This window comes from Faecalicatena contorta (assembly GCF_001404335.1).
GTDB classification, from domain to species: Bacteria; Bacillota; Clostridia; order Lachnospirales; family Lachnospiraceae; genus Faecalicatena; species Faecalicatena contortus_B.
In genome coordinates this window covers 1-19,330 of record NZ_CYZU01000076.1, presented here as the reverse complement: position 1 = coordinate 19,330, position 19,330 = coordinate 1, and the positions used below count along the sequence as shown (strand labels likewise).

17 protein-coding genes are annotated in these 19,330 nt (G+C 46.2%); 4 read left to right on the top strand and 13 right to left on the bottom strand.

Going from position 1 to position 19,330, the window contains the following annotated elements; all coding sequences use genetic code 11:
- Nucleotides 1–163: 163 nt before the first annotated feature.
- From ARB69_RS23445 to hypB, 7 genes are all read right to left on the bottom strand, one after another.
- Nucleotides 164–1,288, bottom strand: coding sequence for an aldo/keto reductase (locus ARB69_RS23445; protein WP_025656216.1), 1,125 nt, complete (start codon nt 1,286–1,288; stop codon nt 164–166).
- A 90-nt stretch (nt 1,289–1,378) separates the two neighbouring features.
- The gene (locus tag ARB69_RS23440) at nt 1,379–1,759 is read right to left on the bottom strand and encodes a hypothetical protein (protein WP_025656215.1); all 381 of its coding nucleotides are present in this window, start codon (nt 1,757–1,759) and stop codon (nt 1,379–1,381) included.
- 347 nt (nt 1,760–2,106) lie between these two features.
- On the bottom strand, nt 2,107–2,946 hold the full coding sequence (locus tag ARB69_RS23435; RefSeq protein WP_055155178.1) for a tyrosine-type recombinase/integrase: 840 nt from the start codon (nt 2,944–2,946) through the stop codon (nt 2,107–2,109).
- A 110-nt stretch (nt 2,947–3,056) separates the two neighbouring features.
- Nucleotides 3,057–4,112: a DUF5692 family protein gene (locus tag ARB69_RS23430; RefSeq protein WP_330377755.1), complete on the bottom strand. Its 1,056-nt coding sequence runs from the start codon at nt 4,110–4,112 to the stop codon at nt 3,057–3,059.
- Nucleotides 4,113–4,136: 24 nt separating this feature from the next.
- Nucleotides 4,137–4,481, bottom strand: coding sequence for a hydrogenase maturation nickel metallochaperone HypA (locus tag ARB69_RS23425; RefSeq protein ID WP_055155177.1), 345 nt, complete (start codon nt 4,479–4,481; stop codon nt 4,137–4,139).
- A 28-nt stretch (nt 4,482–4,509) separates the two neighbouring features.
- Complete coding sequence (locus tag ARB69_RS23420; protein ID WP_055155180.1) at nt 4,510–7,209, bottom strand: FAD-dependent oxidoreductase; 2,700 nt, start codon at nt 7,207–7,209, stop codon at nt 4,510–4,512.
- 2 nt (nt 7,210–7,211) lie between these two features.
- The gene (gene hypB, locus ARB69_RS23415; RefSeq protein WP_055155176.1) at nt 7,212–7,892 is read right to left on the bottom strand and encodes a hydrogenase nickel incorporation protein HypB; all 681 of its coding nucleotides are present in this window, start codon (nt 7,890–7,892) and stop codon (nt 7,212–7,214) included.
- A 334-nt stretch (nt 7,893–8,226) separates the two neighbouring features.
- Here hypB and ARB69_RS23410 point away from each other — a divergent pair, with 334 nt between their 5' ends.
- The 3 genes from ARB69_RS23410 to ARB69_RS23400 are packed head-to-tail and all read left to right on the top strand — an operon-like array spanning nt 8,227 to nt 10,184.
- A complete protein-coding gene (locus ARB69_RS23410; protein ID WP_025656210.1) occupies nt 8,227–8,610 on the top strand; it encodes a GntR family transcriptional regulator in 384 nt (127 codons plus the stop codon).
- Nucleotides 8,591–9,451 carry an ABC transporter ATP-binding protein gene (locus ARB69_RS23405; RefSeq protein WP_025656209.1) on the top strand — a complete coding sequence of 287 codons (861 nt, stop codon included), beginning with the start codon at nt 8,591–8,593 and terminating at the stop codon, nt 9,449–9,451. The genes ARB69_RS23410 and ARB69_RS23405 overlap by 20 nt, the downstream gene beginning before the upstream one ends.
- Nucleotide 9,452: 1 nt before the next feature.
- Nucleotides 9,453–10,184 carry a hypothetical protein gene (locus tag ARB69_RS23400; protein WP_025656208.1) on the top strand — a complete coding sequence of 244 codons (732 nt, stop codon included), beginning with the start codon at nt 9,453–9,455 and terminating at the stop codon, nt 10,182–10,184.
- A gap of 117 nt (nt 10,185–10,301) precedes the next feature.
- Here ARB69_RS23400 and ARB69_RS23395 read toward each other — a convergent pair whose 3' ends face one another.
- The 6 genes from ARB69_RS23395 to ARB69_RS27815 form a co-directional block, all read right to left on the bottom strand.
- Nucleotides 10,302–11,369, bottom strand: coding sequence for a uroporphyrinogen decarboxylase family protein (locus tag ARB69_RS23395; protein ID WP_242857657.1), 1,068 nt, complete (start codon nt 11,367–11,369; stop codon nt 10,302–10,304).
- 317 nt (nt 11,370–11,686) lie between these two features.
- Nucleotides 11,687–12,313: a flavin reductase gene (locus ARB69_RS23390; RefSeq protein ID WP_055155175.1), complete on the bottom strand. Its 627-nt coding sequence runs from the start codon at nt 12,311–12,313 to the stop codon at nt 11,687–11,689.
- A 387-nt stretch (nt 12,314–12,700) separates the two neighbouring features.
- Complete coding sequence (gene hcp, locus ARB69_RS23385; RefSeq protein WP_025656205.1) at nt 12,701–14,296, bottom strand: hydroxylamine reductase; 1,596 nt, start codon at nt 14,294–14,296, stop codon at nt 12,701–12,703.
- Nucleotides 14,297–14,321: 25 nt separating this feature from the next.
- Entirely contained in the window at nt 14,322–14,666 is a 345-nt protein-coding gene (locus tag ARB69_RS23380) for a cupin domain-containing protein (RefSeq protein WP_055155179.1), read from the bottom strand.
- A 20-nt stretch (nt 14,667–14,686) separates the two neighbouring features.
- A complete protein-coding gene (locus ARB69_RS26940; RefSeq protein WP_153922019.1) occupies nt 14,687–14,830 on the bottom strand; it encodes a hypothetical protein in 144 nt (47 codons plus the stop codon).
- Nucleotides 14,831–15,049: 219 nt separating this feature from the next.
- Nucleotides 15,050–18,526: an ABC transporter ATP-binding protein gene (locus ARB69_RS27815; protein ID WP_070102534.1), complete on the bottom strand. Its 3,477-nt coding sequence runs from the start codon at nt 18,524–18,526 to the stop codon at nt 15,050–15,052.
- Nucleotides 18,527–18,995: 469 nt separating this feature from the next.
- Between ARB69_RS27815 and ARB69_RS26935 the strand changes: the two genes are divergently transcribed.
- Nucleotides 18,996–19,330 (top strand): hypothetical protein (locus ARB69_RS26935; protein ID WP_055155174.1); only part of this gene is annotated, 335 nt, incomplete at its 3' end.

Sequence of the window (19,330 nt, the reverse complement as noted above, 5' to 3'; positions counted from 1 at the left end):
GGGGAGCGGGACCGGCCCTCAGCCGGGGGACGGTCCCGCTCCCCGCTGCTGTCAGGCTGGGCTTCTTCCAGACGGATGAGAAACCGCTTACGGAGGGGAAATTTGGTGGGAAAGGGGGATGGGATTGGGCTGTGGGGAAGCTTCTCTATCTCCTAATGTTTTTTTATGACTCAAATATGGCGGCGGCTTTTTTTAGTTCTTCTCGGATTTGGATGTGCTGCGGACAGACTTCTTCGCATTTTCCGCATTGGATGCATGCGGATGCTTTATTCCAGCCGTGGCCTTCTGTGCTCCATTGATAGGTACCTCCGGCGCTTTCTTTGTTGCCATAGGTTTTCAATAGATTTACTGCCTGGAATATTCCGTATATGGCGATATTCTCCGGGCAGCCTTTCATGCAGTATGCGCAGGCAGTACAGGGGACGGTTGGCAGCTTGCTAAGACCTTTTTGTACTTTCTGCACTGCTTCTCTTTCTTCCTCTGACAGCGGCCTGAACGCTTTCATGTATGAGAGGTTATCCTGCATCTGGCTGATGTTGGACATTCCGCTCAAGACTGTTATGATGCCTTCCAGAGACGCGGCATAGCGGATTGCCCATGAGGATACTGACGCGTCGGGATCGGCCGCCTTGAATATGTTCTCCAGATTTTCAGGAAGCGCTGACAGATTACCGCCTTTTACAGGCTCCATGATGATGATTTCTTTGCCGTGTTTTCTGGCTGTTTCATAGCACAGCCTTGATTCGATGGTCGGATTGTCCCAGTCCGCATAATTAATCTGCAGCTGTACAAAATCCATTTCCGGATGAGCCGTCAGGATCTCGTCCAGCAACGCCGCTTTATCGTGGAAAGAAAATCCGAGATTGCGGATCAGCCCCTGCGCTTTCTTTTCTGCAAGGAAATCCCAGATTCCAAAGTCATCAAAGGCCTGTGATCTATGTTCTCCCAGATTGTGGAGCAGGTAAAAGTCAAAATATCCTGCCCCGGTTCTCTTCAGAGAGGTGTCAAACATTGCTTTTGCCTCGTCTGCGTCCTTTGCATCCCAGGCCGGAAGCTTTGTCGCCAAAAGGAACTTATCTCTTGGATAGCGGTCAACGAGAGCCTCCTTGATTGCTGCTTCACTCTTGCCGTCCACGTATCCATAGGCTGTATCAAAATATGTAAATCCCGCCTCTAAAAACATATCCACCATCTGCTTCGTCTGTTCAATATCCACGTCCTCACCAATCATCGGAAGGCGCATCAGCCCAAAACCCAGTTTTGGTATATTGCCGTATCGGTTTTCCATTCCATGTTCCTCCATTTTGCTATTATTTTTTATACTTAGGCTATGGAAGAATTATATAATAATTCCATGAAAAAAAACAGACCCTCAGGCTCACTTTTGAAAAAGAACTGCTTCTTCGAAAAACTCCAGCCGTATCTCCTCAATCCACGGCTCATAACCAAATAGCCCCTGCCCGGCGTGTTCCGCCATCCCGATAAACAATTCCCCCGCAGTCTTGTTTGTCTTATATGTATGCAGCTCATAGTCCATCTCGGCGCCATATATTATAATGTATCCGTCCATGTCCGCCGTAACCTCAGTAATACAGGGCATGTAGATTTCTCCGGTACTCCCATTTTTTGCTGCCAGATAAACAACAATAAGTTCTGTATATTGTATTTCCGTTTTATGATCATCCTCAAAGAGGAGAAGCAGCGATTGATCCTGAAAAATAATGCTCAGAGGGGCTGCAATCAGTGTTCTTTTATTCATACCGGATCCTCCATCTCATCTTTCCCCATTACCTCAGAATCTATATTCTGTGGTAAAAAAGAAAAAAGTTTACATAAATTTGGTTGGTTTTATTATATATGAAAAATCTTGAATATTCAATTATAATCTATAGACGCACAGTATATCGAAAAAATTTATCATAAACTGCCTTGGATAAAAGTAGTTTGAACCACAACAAGACCTGTGATTATTCACTTACTACAGGTCTGTTTCAGTGTGTCTAAAATGCTTGTTTAATTCAAAAGAAGCACATTTCATTTGACATATCGGAGAGAATTTATGTAAACTTTTTTCTTTTTTACCACAGAATATAGATTCTGTGGTTTTTATATAATCAGCTGCATGCTGTCAAATATCCTGTCAAAATTTCTATAACTGGACGCAATATAAATCCTTGTTGTCTCAATAGAGGAATGCCCCAGAATATCAGCGAGATGGGAAAGATTCTTTTCCACCGCATAAAAACTTCTGGCAAACAGATGCCTTAAATTGTGGGGATATACTTTTTTCGGCTTTACGCCAGCATAGGCCGACAGGCGTTTCATCTCATGAAAAATATTAGAGCGGTCGACAGGTTTTCCATTTCTTGTTATAAACACACTTCCTGTACGGATATTCTGCTGATCCATATAGTCTTTCAGCTTGTTTTTCAATTCATTCGGGAGCAGAATCACCCGGTGTTTCCCTTTCATATCAATCTCCGCCCTCCCCTGCTGGACAGCATCTGCGGTAATATACTTCAGCTCACTGATTCTGATTCCGGTTGAGCATAAAGTAAGCAGAATATGGTACAGACGGATTTTGCCCCTTTCACGTGCGGACAACAGCAATGTTCTATACTCTTCCTCTCTTAATTCTTTTTCCTCCTCCACAAACGACTTTTTCTGTACTTTTATAAATCTCACACGGCATTCCGGCCTCCCTATGAAATCCAGAAAAGCATTCACCGCTGACAGCTTCACATTAATGGTCTGTGCCTTGTACTCCGGCTGCATTGCGGCCCGGTATTGCATCACCCTGCTTTTGGTAATATCACCGCCGTCCAGATAATCAAGAAAATTTCGGATTTCCTTGATATATTTTTTAATCGTAGCCAAAGATTTTTCATTCATCATTAAATTATTTTCGAATTCCCCTACTTTTTTAATAGATATTTTTTCTGTCATATGTTTTCCTCCTTTTTATATATTAAAATACATTTTTGACAGAAAAATATACATATAAAAAGCACCTGGAATAAAACTTCATCCAGGTGCCCTCTTTGGCTGATCTGTTTTTACTCGGCCAGCGCTTTTACCTCTTGATATTTTACTAAGTCTGAATACATTTCCCCTTTGTAAGGATTTTTCTTTGTCTTCTTAATCCGGTACAGCATATATACAAATACTGCCGCATTGGCAAGTAGAGCCAGCAGGCTCATAACAAATAAAAATGTGGTATTAGGCGCAGCGCTGGCTACCTGATAAATCCCCGCATCCTTTAATACCGTGAACCCGTCTGCGGCCAGAACCCCCTCCTGGATCGCCGCATCTGCAATCGCCTTGCTGGATGCGGAATGAACCAGCCATTTACTCGCATCCTGGAACGCCGGAAATGTCTGAGCAAACATGCACCACAGTGCCAGCGTATGTGCGCGGTGCTGCAGCCAGGCCCCTTTTCCCAGTGTAAAAGCACATACAGTGGGGGCCAGCAGCAGCGCAAATCCACAGTACCATGCATGGGTCGGCAGGCAATTGTATGTATAGGCAAAATTCCATAAATCATAGGCCACAATCCAGAACCACATCATATCCGGCCAGAGCATGTCGCGGCTGTTATCATTTGCCGTTTTCCTGCGGATACAAATCCCAAACCAGCCGGAAATTGTGATAATATTCAGTATACCCGCTATTCCGTTCATGATATTCCAGGAACCGCCGACATAATACTGTACCTGATTATTCATGTATTCAACCACCGGAGTTGCATACTGGCTGACCTGAAAATCTCTGGAACACGCCTCCAGAATATTGATCGCCAGAATCAACGGCGGAAAACAAAGCGCGATCTTGTTGTGCTGCAGCTTCTTTATATGGCGTATGCACCAGAATCCTATACATCCTGCCGTGGATGAATATACCTTTGCCAGATGGAACCAGTCCATATAGGAGGTATCTTTGAGCGCCGTCAGCCAGAGTACGGTCAACACCACCGGCAGGATCACAAAGCATCCGAACCCCACCCATTTAAAGCGGCGGCTTAATTCATTTGCCGCAAACAGCGATATAAATACACCAATCCATACGAGCCAGACCAATATTGTCGGCACACTTTCTGTAAATACAAACATCATGAACTCTCCTTCCCTCTCATCGCCTTAACAGGCGGTAATTTCCTTTATATTAAATTCATTTCCGGCAGTCAGCCAGGTATCTTCTCCGCCGCAATGCGGACACTGTTTTTTATATTTCAGTGTAGAAAAAGTCTTCTGGCAATCCCCGCAGATCGTTACCGCCGGTATTGTTTCTATTTTTAGCTCCGCTTCCTTCAGAAGTTCTGACCTTGCCCGAAAATATTTCCAGCAGTCCTCCAGATAATCCGGAATAACACCGCTCACTTCCCCGATCTCCAGTGTCACCGAAGCTACTTCCGTCAGTTTTTCTTCTTTGCCAATCTCCTCGATCGCGCGGACTACATGCGTGACAAGCCCCAGTTCGTGCATATCTCATCCCCTTCTTTCCATTATGCAGCTATTTCCGGTTGCGGATAATCTTAATCTGTCTTTTCGCCGCGTAGGGCAGAATTGCCTTCATCTTATCTTCACTCTTCATCATCCGGCTTGCCTCGGGAATTTCTCTGCTCAAATGGATCGCATCAAATTCACATTTTGTCGTACAGACACCACAGCCAATACACCGGTTCTCGTCTACTATTGTGGCGCCGCATCCCAGGCACCGCGCAGTCTCTGCTTTTACCTGTTCTTCCGTAAACACAAGGCGCGTATCCCGGAAGGTAGATGCTGCTTTAACTCCGGCCTTATGCCCCGGCGCCTGGCGGCTGGCATGGTCATAGCTTTCCTCCGGAATATCCAGGTTTTTCTTATCCAGTTCTATAAATTCACGCCGATTCCGGCCGATTGTCAGACTCTGTCCGTCATGTACAAAACGGTGGATGGAGACCGCGCCTTCTTTTCCGGCCGCAATCGCATCGATTGCAAACTTTGGCCCGGTATACACATCTCCGCCAACAAAGATATCAGGCTCCGCTGTCTGATAGGTCAAAGGATCTGCCACAGCGCCGTTTCCACGTCCCAGTTCCACTTTAGTTCCGTCCAGAAGGCCTCCCCAGATAATGCTCTGCCCGATACTCAGCAGCACATTGTCACATTCTACTGTCATGCAGTCGTCCTCATCATATTGTGGATGAAAACGTCCTTCTGCATCTGTCACAGCCACGCATTTTTTGAAGACCACTCCGGTAACTTTTCCGTTCTCACCAAGTATTTCTTTTGGTCCCCAGCCGCAATTTACCGTGATTCCTTCTTCCTGTGCCTCTGCCACTTCATCTTCAGCGGCAGGCATGGAATCCCTTGCTTCCAGACAATACATCTGCGTTATAGATGCTCCTGCGCGCACTGCACTCCGCGCCACATCAACGGCTACATTGCCGCCGCCGACCACAACGGTCCGCCCGGACAACTGTACCTTTTCATCCGTATTGACCCTGTGTAGGAAATCCACACCCGTCAAAACGCCTCTAAACTCTTCGCCCGGGATGCCGGCCCTGCGTCCTCCCTGACATCCAATGGCAAGGTAAAACGCCTGGTAGCCCTGTGCCCGCAGCTCTTCCAGTGTAATATCTTTTCCTACTTCTATACCGCATTTAAACTCGATTCCCATCTCATGCAGCACCCAGATCTCCGCATCTACCACCTCTTTTTCCAGCCTGAAGCCTGGGATTCCATGAGTCAGCATCCCTCCCGGCTGTCTGTGCTTTTCAAAGATGGTCACCGGATACCCCTTCTGAGCCAGGAAAAAAGCGCAGCTCATCCCGGCCGGTCCGGCGCCCACAACCGCGATCTTCTGCGGGTATGGCTTCCCGATCTGATTGACCATCGGCGGAATATAACGGGACTCTGCATTCAGTTCCTGCATGGCAATAAACTTCTTGACCTCATCGATTGCCACCGCCTGGTCGATCTCCCCGCGGGTGCAAGCATCTTCACAGCGGCGGTTGCAGATACTTCCGCATACTGCCGGGAATGGATTTTCTTTCTTAATCAGCTTAAGTGCATCCAGATACCTTCCCTGGGAAGCCATATTAATATAACCCTGCACGGCAATATGCGCCGGACAGTTCGTCTTGCACGGCGCTGTCCCCGTATCATAGCAGTTCATCTGATTATCATCTCTGTAATTTTCATTCCATTTCTCCGGCCCCCACTTCACCGCATCCGGCAGTTCCTGCATCGGATAGGATACCGGCCCGCTCTTTGTACAGAGTTTCTGCCCCAGCCTGGCTGCACCGGACGGGCAATATTCCACACACTGGCCGCATGCCACACAGTTTTCGGTATTCACCCTGGCAATATAAGCGGAGCGGGACATATTCGGCGTGTTAAACAGCTGAGAGGTACGCAGCGCATAGCAGGAACAGACACAGCAGTTACAGATTGCAAAGATCTTATCTTCCCCATCGATATTAGTAATCTGGTGTACCAGGCCATTGTCCTCCGCCCTCTGCAGAATCTCCATGACCTCTGCTTCGTCAATATAGCGGCCCTTCCCTGTCTCTACAATGTAATCGGCCATATCTCCGACCCCAATGCACATATCATCCTCCAGGTGTCCGCAGCCTTCTCCCTGAATTCTGCGGGAACGGCGGCAGGAACAGGCGCCCACCGCATATTTCCCTTTATACTTCTGTACCCAGTGGGAAATATGTTCGACACTGACGGACTTCTGTTCCGTTGGTATGGCCTTTTCAACCGGAATGACGTGCATCCCAATTCCGGCGCCTCCCGGGGGCACCATAGGGGTTACCTTTTCCAGCGGCAGCCGGCTCATCTGCTCAAAAAATCTGGCGACCTCATGATGTTTCTCCACCTGCTCCAGATTCATGTTCATGAATTCCGCACAGCCAGGCACGAACATCGGCAGTATGTATTGTTTATGGCGGTCCGCATTTTCCCAGTTATACTCCAGCAGACCGATCACGCTCATCTCCTGCAGCAATTCTTCCGTCCGCTTTAGCGGTTTACCGCATTTCTTCGCAATCTCCTGTGCACTGGCCGGCTTTCTTACCTTCATCGCCAGGGCCACTTCCGCCATCTCATCCGTTACAACACAGGCGAGCCCCCAGTATTCCGGATCATCCACTGTCACTTTGTGGCCGATCCTGTCCGTTATCTTCTGACCTAATTTTAAGATCAATGCTCTCTCTTCCGCCATTGCTAACTCCTTTCCGCCTTCTGCCATGCCTTTACTTCTTCCCTGAGCCAATTGGCCCACGCCTCTGTTCCCTCCCCGGTGCGGGCACAAATTGGTATAATGATTGCATTCGGGTTTCTCTTTAAAATGTTCCTTCTGCATTGTTCCATATCAAAATCAAAATAGGGAAGCACATCTATCTTGTTGATCAGAACGACGTCGCAGATAGAAAACATCAGCGGATATTTCAACGGTTTGTCGTCTCCCTCAGGTACGCTTAGAATCATGGCATTCTTCACCGCTCCAGTATCAAATTCTGCCGGACAGACAAGATTCCCCACATTCTCAAGTACAACAAGGTCCAATTCACCGCACTCAAGGCCCTCCAGCCCCTGCCGGGTCATATCCGCATCCAGATGGCACATCCCCCCTGTATGGAGCTGGATTGCCTTAACCCCAAGCTCAGAAATCGTTTCTGCATCTACATCAGAATCAATATCCGCCTCCATCACTCCGATCTTTAATTCGTTTTTCAGCTGTTCAATCGTCCTGCTAAGTGTAGTCGTCTTACCGGACCCCGGTGAAGACATCAGGTTTAGCAAAAACACCTTTTTTTCCTTCAGTTCTTTCCTCAATTGGGTTGCCCGTTTCTCATTATCCGCAAAAACACTCTGCTTAATTTCCAGAACCCTGAAATCTCCCATTCTCTTCTCCCCTTCGTTCATAATTGGTTGTACCACAATTTGTTATCTTTTTAACATTGTATCATCCCATATAATACATGTCAATTATGCCCTTTATTTTTGTGCAATAAGCAACATATTCCCGTTCATTTTAGTGCACATTCACCTAGGTTCACGCCTTTGGAATCTGGTATGACCACAGCCACTTTTTTTATCCTTTGTACTCGCAGTTACTCTGTACTTTTTGTATTTTCAGTTTTTTTAAAATCTATTGACAGAAATTGCTTATTAGTATATATTAAAGATGCAAGGTAGTTTGTTACTCAAGTAACTAACTAATAAGGTGGTGATATTATTGAACATAAATCCAAATATAGATAAACCCATATTTGTTCAAATTGCAGAACAGTTAGAAGATTCCATATTTACAGGCGTGTTCCCAGAGGAAACAAAGATTCCTTCAACCAATGAAATCTCGGCACTTTTGAACATTAATCCACATACGGTTCTCAAAGGAATGAACATGCTGGTAGACGAAGAGATTATTTATAAAAGGAGAGGTCTTGGAATGTATGTAAAAGCAGGCGCAGTTAAAAACATCCGCAGAAAAAGGCAGGATCAATTTTACACGCAGTATATTGAGGCATTAATTAACGAGGCTGTCAAACTGCAGATGTCAAAAGAAGAAATTATCACATTGGTAGAAAAGGGGTATGAGAATGAATGCAATTCAAATTAAGGATGTCGTAAAACGATACAACAATGTCAACGCACTGGATCGGGTTTCTTTGTCCTTTGAATATGGTAAAATTTACGGATTTTTAGGAAGAAACGGAGCCGGCAAATCCACATTAATTAACATTATTTCCAACCGCATCTTCGCTGATGAGGGGGAAATTCTGATTGACGGTCTCCGTGCAAAAGAAAACATGGAAGTACACGAAAAGATTTTTTGTATGAGTGAGATGGACTTATACGACACCAGCCTGAAAGTAATAGAACATTTTAAGTGGATAGACCGTTTTTATGATAGTTTTGACCTGGATCAGGCACGTCAGATTGCCGAAAAGTTTGGTCTTGATATTAACAAAAGATACAAAGCACTGTCGAAAGGTTATCAGTCCATCTTTAAACTTACGATTGCCCTTTCCCTCCATGTACCTTATGTGGTTTTTGATGAGCCTGTGCTGGGTCTGGACGCGAATCACCGGGAGTTGTTTTATGAATTATTACTGCAGGATTATGAAAACTATCAGAGAACGATTATTATAGCTACCCATCTTATAGAAGAGGTGGCAAACATCATCGAAGAAGTGGTGCTAATCGACAAGGGCAGAGTGCTTCTGCAGGAAACCGTTGAAACTCTGATGAATAAAGGGTACTGTATTTCCGGCCTCGCCGGTGAAGTCGATGACTACTGTAAAGACAAAAACGTGATAGGATACGATGAACTTGGTAATTTGAAACTCGCTTATATACTGGGCGAAAAAGAACAGCTTCCTAAAAACAGTCACTTACAGATATCTAATATGAACCTGCAAAAACTATTCGTAAAGTTAACAGAGAAAGGGGGCCGATGATATGAAAAAATTAGGCACTGTTATCCGTTATGAATGTATGACATCGTTTAAATATATTTGGATCTTCTACGCAATTGAATATGCAGTTGTCGCGGCCGTTTTTGTCCTTTCTTATATTACAAACGGAAGCAGCGGCAAAATTGGTACGAACGGCTTAGAGTTTAATTCTTTTATCTATGTGGGTATCTTAGGGATCCTGGGGTTTAAAGAAGATTTTAAAATGCTGATACAGAATGGATTTACCAGAAAATATATATTTCTATCCACGTTTTCCCTGTTCGCTTTTATCTCGGGAATCATGTCGCTGGTTGATACAATCCTGGGAAATGCGCTTCATCACTGGTTTCATGATTATCACTCATTATTTGGCGGACTGTACGGATACGGGCATTCATACTTTTTGGGCTGGGTTTGGCTGTTTTTCGTATATATGCTTATCTGCTGTCTGTTTTACCTGGTAATCCTTATTATAAACAAGATCGGTAAAAAAATATCAGTATATGCTGGGATTACCCTCGGCCTCACAATTATTTTAATCATACCTGCTTTGATAAAATTTGTACTTCCAAAAGATTTAACTGACAGGATTGCCGCATTTGGCTTAAAGGCTTTTGGATTCATGACCGACGGTACAATAAACTTTATGTATCCTGTATTTATCTTTGTACTGGCAGCGTGTATTTTAAACCTCTGTTCATACTGTGTCATACGCAGAACAGAGCTTAAAGCATAAGCATCCTCTCATGCAACATGCAGTAATTGGGGAATAATATAGCCCATGACTGCTTAGACAGCCGCTATGGACGAATCCATAACGGCTGTTTTATATGCCACTCTCCCAGACCTTATTCTAGTATCTTCCATAGTCCTTTGCAATTTCTACCATTCTGTGCGCCCTTGCAAAATCGGCATTTGCAGGGTATTCACATCCCGTTGCAAGTATGAAGCCCCCTCCGGCTGACATTGCGTCAATCGAATCTCTGCATTCCTGGTCCCAGTTTTCGTCAGTGCCGATTGCTGCACTTGCCGGAGTAACACACCCGATCAGGGTTGTTAGATTTCCGTATTTCTCTTTACATTCTTTAAAATCTTTACAATCATCCGGCGGATATAAGAAGGAAATCGCCGCGGGCTGCATACGCTCGATCTGAACATCAAAGTAGATTTTCTGCCCGCAATTGTGTATCATCACCAGCCCATTTTTATCTCTTACCACCTGGGCAAGCTCTTCCACCAGATCTCCCTCCAGCTCATTCCACATTTCCTTGCTCATGATAGAGCCTGAGGCAAAAAGGGTGTCTAACATGATGCCGTTCACTCCCGTATCCATCAGCGCCCTGCAGTAATCCTTTAAGGTCTCATTAATCTCGCCCGCGGCTTCATGCACCGCAGCCGGATCATCATAAAAATCCATATACATTTCCTGCTGGCTCCGCAGCATGGAGAGCGTACCCAGGGGACCAAATACAAATGCTATAATGGGGAATTCTCCTTTGGAGGCTTCTACCAATTTTCTGCATGTATCAATGTGCATCATCATACGTCTGGAGCTGCGGTAATCCACTTTCTTAATCCTGGCATAATCCTCAATCTCTTTCACTACGCAATGCTCATAATCCGGGTGCGCAGCTTCATTTTCCGGATAAATCAGTTCCTGCCCCCATGCATCGCATTCAACGGAAAGATCAATCAACGTTACGATGCAATCCAGATCAAACTCCTCTCTCGCTTTTAAGAGAGCATCCGCGCACAGATGTGCATCGTTAGCCCATTCTCTGTAACTTACTCCGTCAGTCTCCGGGAAGCCCCGCTGATGATAGGGTATACCGGTACCCTGTCTGCCTCCTCGTGATTCAATGCTTTTACTACCCGTTCCATTGCATTCATTATAATTCCCTCCTGAAAGAATACTGTTCAATATACTTCTGTGTCATTGGCGCCCTGTTAATTCATACCAAAATTATAATATACTTCCGGATTTGTTTTTGTATTTTTTTAATATTTTTTATACTTTTTTAGTAGGAATTAAAAAATCTTATCTTAATGTTAATGCAAAATAGTAAGCCCATAGAATCCGGCTGTATAAATTCCAATGTTTTTTTAGTACTCCTTTTATAAGACAAAAATGGATGCCGCGTTTTCTCCCGCAGCATCCATTTTTTGTCTTATTCAGAATGTTTCTTTCAATTTCCAGATAAACGGGTGTCCGCCCTTGGTTTTAAGCTTAACTTTCTCTCACAGCTTCTCTAATTCTTCTTTCCCTCTCCCGCAGATTGGGCATTTGAAGTCTTCCGGTATGGTATCTGATTCCAGGATATACCCGCAGATTTTACAGCGGTATCCCTTTGCTTTTTCAGGCTCAGGGATATAACTGGATGCCTTTGGAGGTGTAACACCATTTTTCACAGTATGATAATATGCGTATGTCATAGGCTCTTCCGCACTCAGCACTTCTGCATCTACTACTTCTCCCAGGAATACAATATGTGTTCCCACGTCCATCGTATTTTTTACTTTGCAGCTGAACCTTGCCGCTGCCTGGCTGCACACATAAGGAATGCCATTGAGATCCGTCTTCGTCTCAAATTCCTCAAATTTATCCTTATCTTTGCCGCTCTGGAATCCGAATGCTCCAATCAGCTCCATTGTGGCTGATTGTGCAAGCGCGATCCCTGTAAAATACCCCGACTCCTGTATTAAACCGGCAGTATAATTTTCTTTGTTAATTGTCACCGTAACCTGCAGCGGTTCTGAAGTCACCTGGATCATTGTATTTACAACACAACCTCCGGCTTTTTCCCCATTTTTTGCCGAGATAATATAAAGGCCATAACTCATCTTCCAAAATGCTTTTGTATCCATAAACGCCCTCCTTTAATAATAGTAATTATTATTGATATTTAAAATATAACATATCTGCTAATATTTTACAATCCTTAAATGTAATTAATAATCTGCAAAAAACGGAGTAACATAATGATCGGAAATCCAAACGGATAAATTAAGAAATAAAAAAGGAGAGGCCGGAATCGCTTCCGGCCAAGGAAAATTATGAAAAAGAAAATTTATAATAAAAAGGTTATTGTCCCTTTACAATTAATAATATACCGCCTAAATGTGATAGTTATGTGAGGGATAATTTAACAAATTATGTACTTTTTTCGAAAAAATTATTAACAAGTTCAAAGAGGGCAGCTCAAAGGGGTCAGACCCCTTTGCATCGGGGTCTGACCCTTTTGTTTCTTTTGCTTATTCCCCCAAAATATCCTTCAAGTCGTTCTCCGGCGTAGTAATTGGAGCAATATTGTAGTGTTCCACCAGGTAATTCAGCACATTAGGAGATACAAAGGCCGGCAGCGTTGGTCCCAGCTTAATGTTCTGAATCCCCAGATGCAGCAGAGTCAGCAGGATACAAACCGCCTTCTGTTCATACCAGGAAAGCACCATCGAGAGCGGCAGCTCATTCACCTGGCATCCAAAAGCCTCTGACAAGGCCACCGCAACCTTAATCGCACTATAAGCATCGTTACACTGCCCCATATCCATCATTCTTGGCAGGCCCCCTATTGTTCCTAGGTCCAGGTCGTTAAACCGGTATTTGCCGCAGGCGAGTGTCAGGATCACCGTGTCCGCCGGAGTCTGCTTTACAAATTCAGTATAATAATTGCGTCCAGGACGTGCGCCGTCACAGCCGCCCACAAGGAAGAAGTGGCGGATGGCTCCGGCTTTTACGGCGTCAATTACCTGTCCTGCCACACTGAGCACCGTACCGTGGCCAAATCCAGTGGTCACACTCTTACCGCCGTTTATTCCTGTAAACTCCGTATCTGCCTCATATCCGCCAAGCGCCAGCGCTTTTTCGATCACAGGTGTAAAATCTTTATCGCTGCCAATATGAACCATTTCAGGATAAGACACGACTTCTGTTGTAAACACTCTGTCTGCATAACTTTCTTTTACCGGCATCAGACAGTTTGTAGTGTACAAGATCGGAGCCGGGATATCTGCAAATTCTTTCTGCTGGTTCTGCCATGCTGTGCCGAAGTTTCCTTTCAAATGAGGATACTTTTTCAGTTCCGGATATGCATGAGCCGGAAGCATTTCCCCGTGGGTATAAATGTGAATGCCCTTACCTGCAGTCTGTTCCAGCAGAAGCTTCAGATCCCAGAGGTCATGACCGGTAATCACGATGAACGGTCCTTTCTCCACTTTCATTGTCACCTCAACCGGCTGCGGTGTCCCAAAGGTCTCCGTATTGGCACGGTCAAGCAGCTCCATACAGGTCAGATTTACTTTGCCTGTCTCCATCACAACAGGGAGCAGTTCCTCCATGCCCCAGTCCTCACCCAGGATAGAAAGCGCTTTAATCATAAATTCGTTCACTTCCGCGTTCTCATATCCCAGAACCATCGCATGATAAGCATAGGCCGCCATTCCCCGGATCCCGAACAGAATCAGTGATTTGAGGGAACGGATATCCTCCTCTGCGTTCCAGATGCGGGACATATTAAAGCGGTCCGTATTACCGCACGGGGAACCGCAGGATGCGCATCCGGGCACAATCCGCCTTTTCTCTTCTTCTATACGGTCAATCATCTCCTGCAGAGTCTCGTCGTTAAAATTCACATTCGTTACCGTCGTAAAAAGCCCTTCCAGAATCAGACGGTCCGTCTGCTGTGTCTTGGGGTTATTTGAACAGGCACGCGCCAGAGCGATCAGTGCACCCGTCAGTTCGTCCTGCAGCTTCGCAGATGAAGCTGATTTGCCGCATACACCTGCCTTACCTGTACATCCTGTGCATCCTGCCGTCTGCTCACATTGAAAACAAAACATTTGATTATCCATTTTATATCCTCCTTTATATGGCTTTCTATATGGTCTTTTCGGGAAATACAACAGTCAAAAGCATCTTAAATGCTTCCGCAGCATAAACAGCATGCGGCTTATTTGCCGGCATAATCAGTGTCTCACCACCCTTACAGAAGTGTTCGCGCCCGTCTACCGTAAAGCGCCCTTCTCCTTCCAGCACCTGCACCATAGCATCTCCTTTAGATTCATGGGTGCTGATTTCCTCGCCTTTATCAAATGCAAACAATGTAACGCTGACATAATCATTCTGGGCCAGCGTTTTACTGACTATCTGCCCAGGCTGGGCATCCACCAGTTCCGTCAGTGACAATACAGTTTCATGGTCAATGTTTTTGATATGTGGCATTTTCTCTCCTTTCCGCTGCATCACAGCAGCAATACCCGATTCTTGATCTGTCCGGCAGCGCATGTTCCAAGGAACATACTCTGTCTCTTTCTGCAATGGAATGAATCTGAATCTTTACAGCATCCTTCCGGCTGTTCTGACCGGACGAACTTAATTCTAATCAATCACTCCTCCGCTGCTAAGTACAGTATAATGCAGGTATGCATTCAAGTATGTTGTTAAAACAACAAAAAAAAGAAAAGGCTGAATTTAATAAAAATGGTAACAGTTCAGGCCTGTCTGAACTGTTACCATAAATGGACAATCTGTCCTTCGCGCGCCTCGATTAAATATGCAGATCAACTGTATTTACTGCTGACCGCGCAATCTGCTTCAGTTAGGTTTTACTTCGCTAAACAAATTTCCCGCCCTCCGCGCTGCTCGTACAGTCTGTGGGATATGGAAATTACCGTTCTGTTTGTCGACGCTGCCCGGAGAGCCTCCAGTACTTTCTCTTCTGTGGCCGAATCCAGATTTGCAGTAATTTCATCCAACAGCAGAATTCTTGGATTGGCGGCTACGGCTCTGGCGATCGAAAGCAGCTGCATCTGTCCCTGCGAAAACAGGCCGGCGGTACACAGGGTATCATATCCGTTTTCCAGATCCATAACCGCCTCATGCATTCCCACCATATTAACCGCCCGCTCTATTTTCTCGCTGGTTATCCTGCTGTCTTTCAGGCTTATCTGCTCTGCCACGGTCCCCGGGATCAGCCGGAATGACTGCTCCACATAGCCAAAAATCCCCCTCTTTTGGGCATCCGAAATCTGGTCTGACGGTACCCCGTAGATGCGTACGTTTCCGTTCCACGGAAGGTACAATCCCAGCAGCAGCTTGAATACCGTACTCTTTCCAACACCGGTTCTTCCGGTCAATGTCACATTTTCTCCTGTATGAACCGCAAAACTATACTGGCGGAGAATTTCCCGCCCGTCCTCATACCCAAAGCTGACGGAATGAAACGCAGCTGCCGGGCTGCATTCATCCAGAGCCGCCGTCTCATTTTCCGGCAGCCTGCGCCCCGGCTCATTTAAAAATTCATGAATGCGGCATACCCCCGCCACGGCAGACTGAATGTTCTGAATCTCCATCCCGATGCTCTCCAACGGCTCAAATACTTTGCTGACATATGCAATCACCGCCACTGCTGTTCCGACAGACATTCCAAAAAGCCCCTGCATATTTCCGCCCATTGCAGCCAAAACCATCATAACCGCAATCAGAGCTGCCCTGATTGTAATGATAATCGGAGAATAAATGGAATCATAAAAATTGGATTTTTCTAATGCCTGGTATCCGGCCTGGATATATCTGTCATAACATTTTTCCATATATTTTTCTTTATGAAATGTATGGATCATCCTTATGTTCCTGATTGTTTCCGGCACATGGCTGTTTGCCCTGCCCACCGCGGTTCTGTTGGCAAGCTGAGCCTTCAGCATTCTTTTTTGAAATGCACGTGTAATCAAATATAAAATCGGTGCTGCAAGCGCCATAAGCATCCCAAGACCGCGGCTCTTTACGAATATGACCGCCAGAATACTGACTACCCGGCAAATGTCTACAACCATGCTGATAATACCGGATGTAAACAGGGATTCCACCGTATCTACATCGTTTACAAATCTTGATGCCGTCACTCCCGGTTCTGTGTCTATAAGGTAGGATGCCGGCAGTTTTGACAGCTTTCTGCACATCACACTTCTCAGTCCGTGGGTAACCTTCTGGCCGAAAACCGTGATCAGGCTTTCCTTTGCCGAATCAAAGATACCTGCTGCCGCCAGCAGAAGAAAGTAAGCCGCCGCCAGCCCCGGCAGAACATCTGCGCCTCCTGCCAGCCGGTTTACAATCCGTTCCAGAAGCAGCGGGGGAAGGATGCCCGCAATGACAGTACCTGCCACTGCAATCACCAGCCCAATGGACAAAAGCACTTGTTCCTTTACAATCCTTTTTACCACCGAAAAGATGTAATTCTGCTTCCTGCCATTCTTTTTCCCGGTCTGCCCCTTCTGAACCGGAACCCCGGTCTTTTGCGCATCATTTAAGTTATCTGTACATTCTGCCTGTCTCTCTTCTGCTCCTATGAACGGCACGCTCTGCCCACTCTGCATTTGAAACAGATGTGCGTACTCCTCATTGGTCAGCATCAGATGCCAGTGGTCAGAGACCGTACTTCTGCCCTCCCCGAGCCAGATTACCTGGTCCATCTGTGGAAACAGAGTCAGCCTGTGGGATAAAATCAATACGATACTGTCCTTCGTGAGCGCCTTTAAATTCTGCATAATCTCACATTCCGTTTTTCTGTCAACCGCGGAAAACGGATCATCCAGTATAATGACCGGCTTTTTATGAAAAAGTGTCCGTGCAAGTGCAATCCGCGCCTGCTGCCCTCCGGAAAGCCTGACTCCGCCGCTGCCTACCATAGTGTGAATCCCATCCGGCATCTTCGATACTTCCTGGTCCATACACACCGCCTTCAGACAGCCACTGACATCCCCTGATTCTCCAAGCAGTATATTGTCTTCCACAGAAGCGCTCAAAAGTTCCGGCTCATGCCCCATATAAGCGGTCATCTTTCTTCCGGCCCGGGCAAGAGCCGACAGTTCCTTTCCTTCCAGTCTGATACTTCCCTCATATGGATATTCGCACAGAAACACTTTCCCCAGCGTAGACTTTCCACATGCCACAGCTCCGGTTACTCCTATTATCTCGCCCGGACACGCGGAAAAGCAAATATCCTCCAGCACATATTTCCCATCCGGGTATGCAAACTTCATCCCCGAAACGCAAAGCCGTACCGGCGATTCCGGCCCTGGTTCTTTCTCATCCGGGATATCCTGCATATACGGTTTAATCCGTATCCAAGATACCTGTGCCTTCTGAACCGCATTAAACAGCTTTGCCGCCCTCGAGGATTTAGATGCCAGCCTGGTAAAACAAGATAAAAATGTGGAAAATGCTGCAATGTCCCAGGATGTCCATCCACTGCCCAGCACATTCTTTGCGCCGAACCAGATAATGAAAATAATCCCTGCCATCGAAATGATTTTATAGAGGGGCTGCATCGCATTTTCCCATATATTTGCATACACCGCTTTCTTCTCGTAATCTCCCAGCTGCTCCTCATACTCTGTATCCCTGCTTTTTTCCTGCCCATAAACCCTGTAAAGCACTGCATTGGATATCCGGTCAAGGGTTGCCCCGTTCAGAACGCCCGCGCTTTCCTTATATGCCGCTGCACTCCTTGATACCGTCCGTTTTAATGTTCCGGCCAGCCAGTATGCCGCCGGCGGAAACAAAACGGAGATTATGGTCAGTCTCCAGTCGTATGAAAAAAGCATTGTCAAATAGGCAATCATTACGACACCGGTATCAAAAACCTCTGTCGTAAACTTTCGCATCCCTTCCACACAGGTGTCCACATCTGCAATGGCTTTGGTCATAACAGCTCCCACATCCTCAGTGTCCAGTTCCGGCTTGCCCCTGTGCACGAGATTATGGTACAGCACCTGCTTCATATTCCGATTCACATGGTTAGCAAATCGTCTCACATAAAGCCGTTTGAGATAGCGCATTCCCTCCACCAGTAAAATCGCAGCAATATAGGACAGGGCCAGCATAACCATATCCTGAAACACCCGTTTCCCGCCGATAATATCGCACAGATACTGCGCCAGCATTCCCTCGAACCAGGGGCCTGCAACCATCCCTGCATTGTAAATAATCCCGGATACGGCAACGGCAGCAAGAGTCCGCTTCTCCATTTTAAAATAGGATACAATACGCTCCGGCCTGTTGACCTTACGCGCCTTATCTTCCATGTCTGTCCCACCTCTTTTTCTCAATCACGTTCCCTGCCTGTCTAACATTCAATGTGGCTTAGATGATACTACACCTGCCGCGAAAAGGCAATATCAACCGGGTCCTCTATCTGCATTATATCCCGTTATAAGACTAATTTAAACACTTCTTGCAAAGCAGGCAAGTTAACCAGTTTCCAAGGGGCTGCCCTCACAGCAGTCGTCAAGGCCAGGCTTGCTTAACTTCGGCTCGCTGCCCCCAAAAACAAAAGATCCGCATGCTTATTTTCTGAAGAACGGCACTTAGCCGATAAGCATGCGGATCTCCATATTTTCTTTTCCTTTTACTAATACCGGTTTTTCTTAATTATTTTTTCTTTGTTGACTCCTGCAAATCAGCCATATAGCGGCTCAGTTTAGTCCCCCCGGAAAGTAATTATCCTACTGTTATAATAGCAGTTTCACGATTCTGCATTATGACCGTTCTTACATGAACACTCTGATTTCAGCGGGCAGCGGGGCGGACACAGAGGACATGACGGCTTCGGCGGGCATGGCGGCTCCGGCGGGCATGGCGGCTTTGGTGGGCATGGCGGCTTTGGTGGGCATGGCGGCTCCGGCGGGCATGGCGGCTTTGGTGGGCATGGCGGCTCCGGCGGGCATGGCGGCTTTGGTGGGCATGGCGGTTTCGGTGGGTATGGTGGATATGGCGGCTCCGGTGGGAATGGTGGATATGGCGGCTCCGGTGGGAATGGTGGATATGGCGGCTCCGGTGGGTATGGTGGATATGGCGGCTCCGGTGGGTATGGTGGATATGGCGGCTCC

Bases quoted from the DNA above. Each gene is read 5' to 3' on its own strand.
- ARB69_RS23425 (WP_055155177.1), bottom strand. From the start codon at position 4,481: ATGCACGAACTGGGGCTTGTCACGCATGTAGTCCGCGCGATCGAGGAG.
- ARB69_RS23435 (WP_055155178.1), bottom strand. From the start codon at position 2,946: ATGACAGAAAAAATATCTATTAAAAAAGTAGGGGAATTCGAAAATAAT.
- ARB69_RS27815 (WP_070102534.1), bottom strand. From the start codon at position 18,526: ATGGAAGATAAGGCGCGTAAGGTCAACAGGCCGGAGCGTATTGTATCC.
- hcp (WP_025656205.1), bottom strand. From the start codon at position 14,296: ATGGATAATCAAATGTTTTGTTTTCAATGTGAGCAGACGGCAGGATGC.
- ARB69_RS23430 (WP_330377755.1), bottom strand. From the start codon at position 4,112: ATGATGTTTGTATTTACAGAAAGTGTGCCGACAATATTGGTCTGGCTC.
- ARB69_RS23390 (WP_055155175.1), bottom strand. From the start codon at position 12,313: ATGGATACAAAAGCATTTTGGAAGATGAGTTATGGCCTTTATATTATC.
- ARB69_RS23400 (WP_025656208.1), top strand. From the start codon at position 9,453: ATGAAAAAATTAGGCACTGTTATCCGTTATGAATGTATGACATCGTTT.
- ARB69_RS23445 (WP_025656216.1), bottom strand. From the start codon at position 1,288: ATGGAAAACCGATACGGCAATATACCAAAACTGGGTTTTGGGCTGATG.
- ARB69_RS23380 (WP_055155179.1), bottom strand. From the start codon at position 14,666: ATGCCACATATCAAAAACATTGACCATGAAACTGTATTGTCACTGACG.
- ARB69_RS23440 (WP_025656215.1), bottom strand. From the start codon at position 1,759: ATGAATAAAAGAACACTGATTGCAGCCCCTCTGAGCATTATTTTTCAG.
- ARB69_RS23405 (WP_025656209.1), top strand. From the start codon at position 8,591: ATGAATGCAATTCAAATTAAGGATGTCGTAAAACGATACAACAATGTC.
- ARB69_RS23420 (WP_055155180.1), bottom strand. From the start codon at position 7,209: ATGGCGGAAGAGAGAGCATTGATCTTAAAATTAGGTCAGAAGATAACG.
- hypB (WP_055155176.1), bottom strand. From the start codon at position 7,892: ATGGGAGATTTCAGGGTTCTGGAAATTAAGCAGAGTGTTTTTGCGGAT.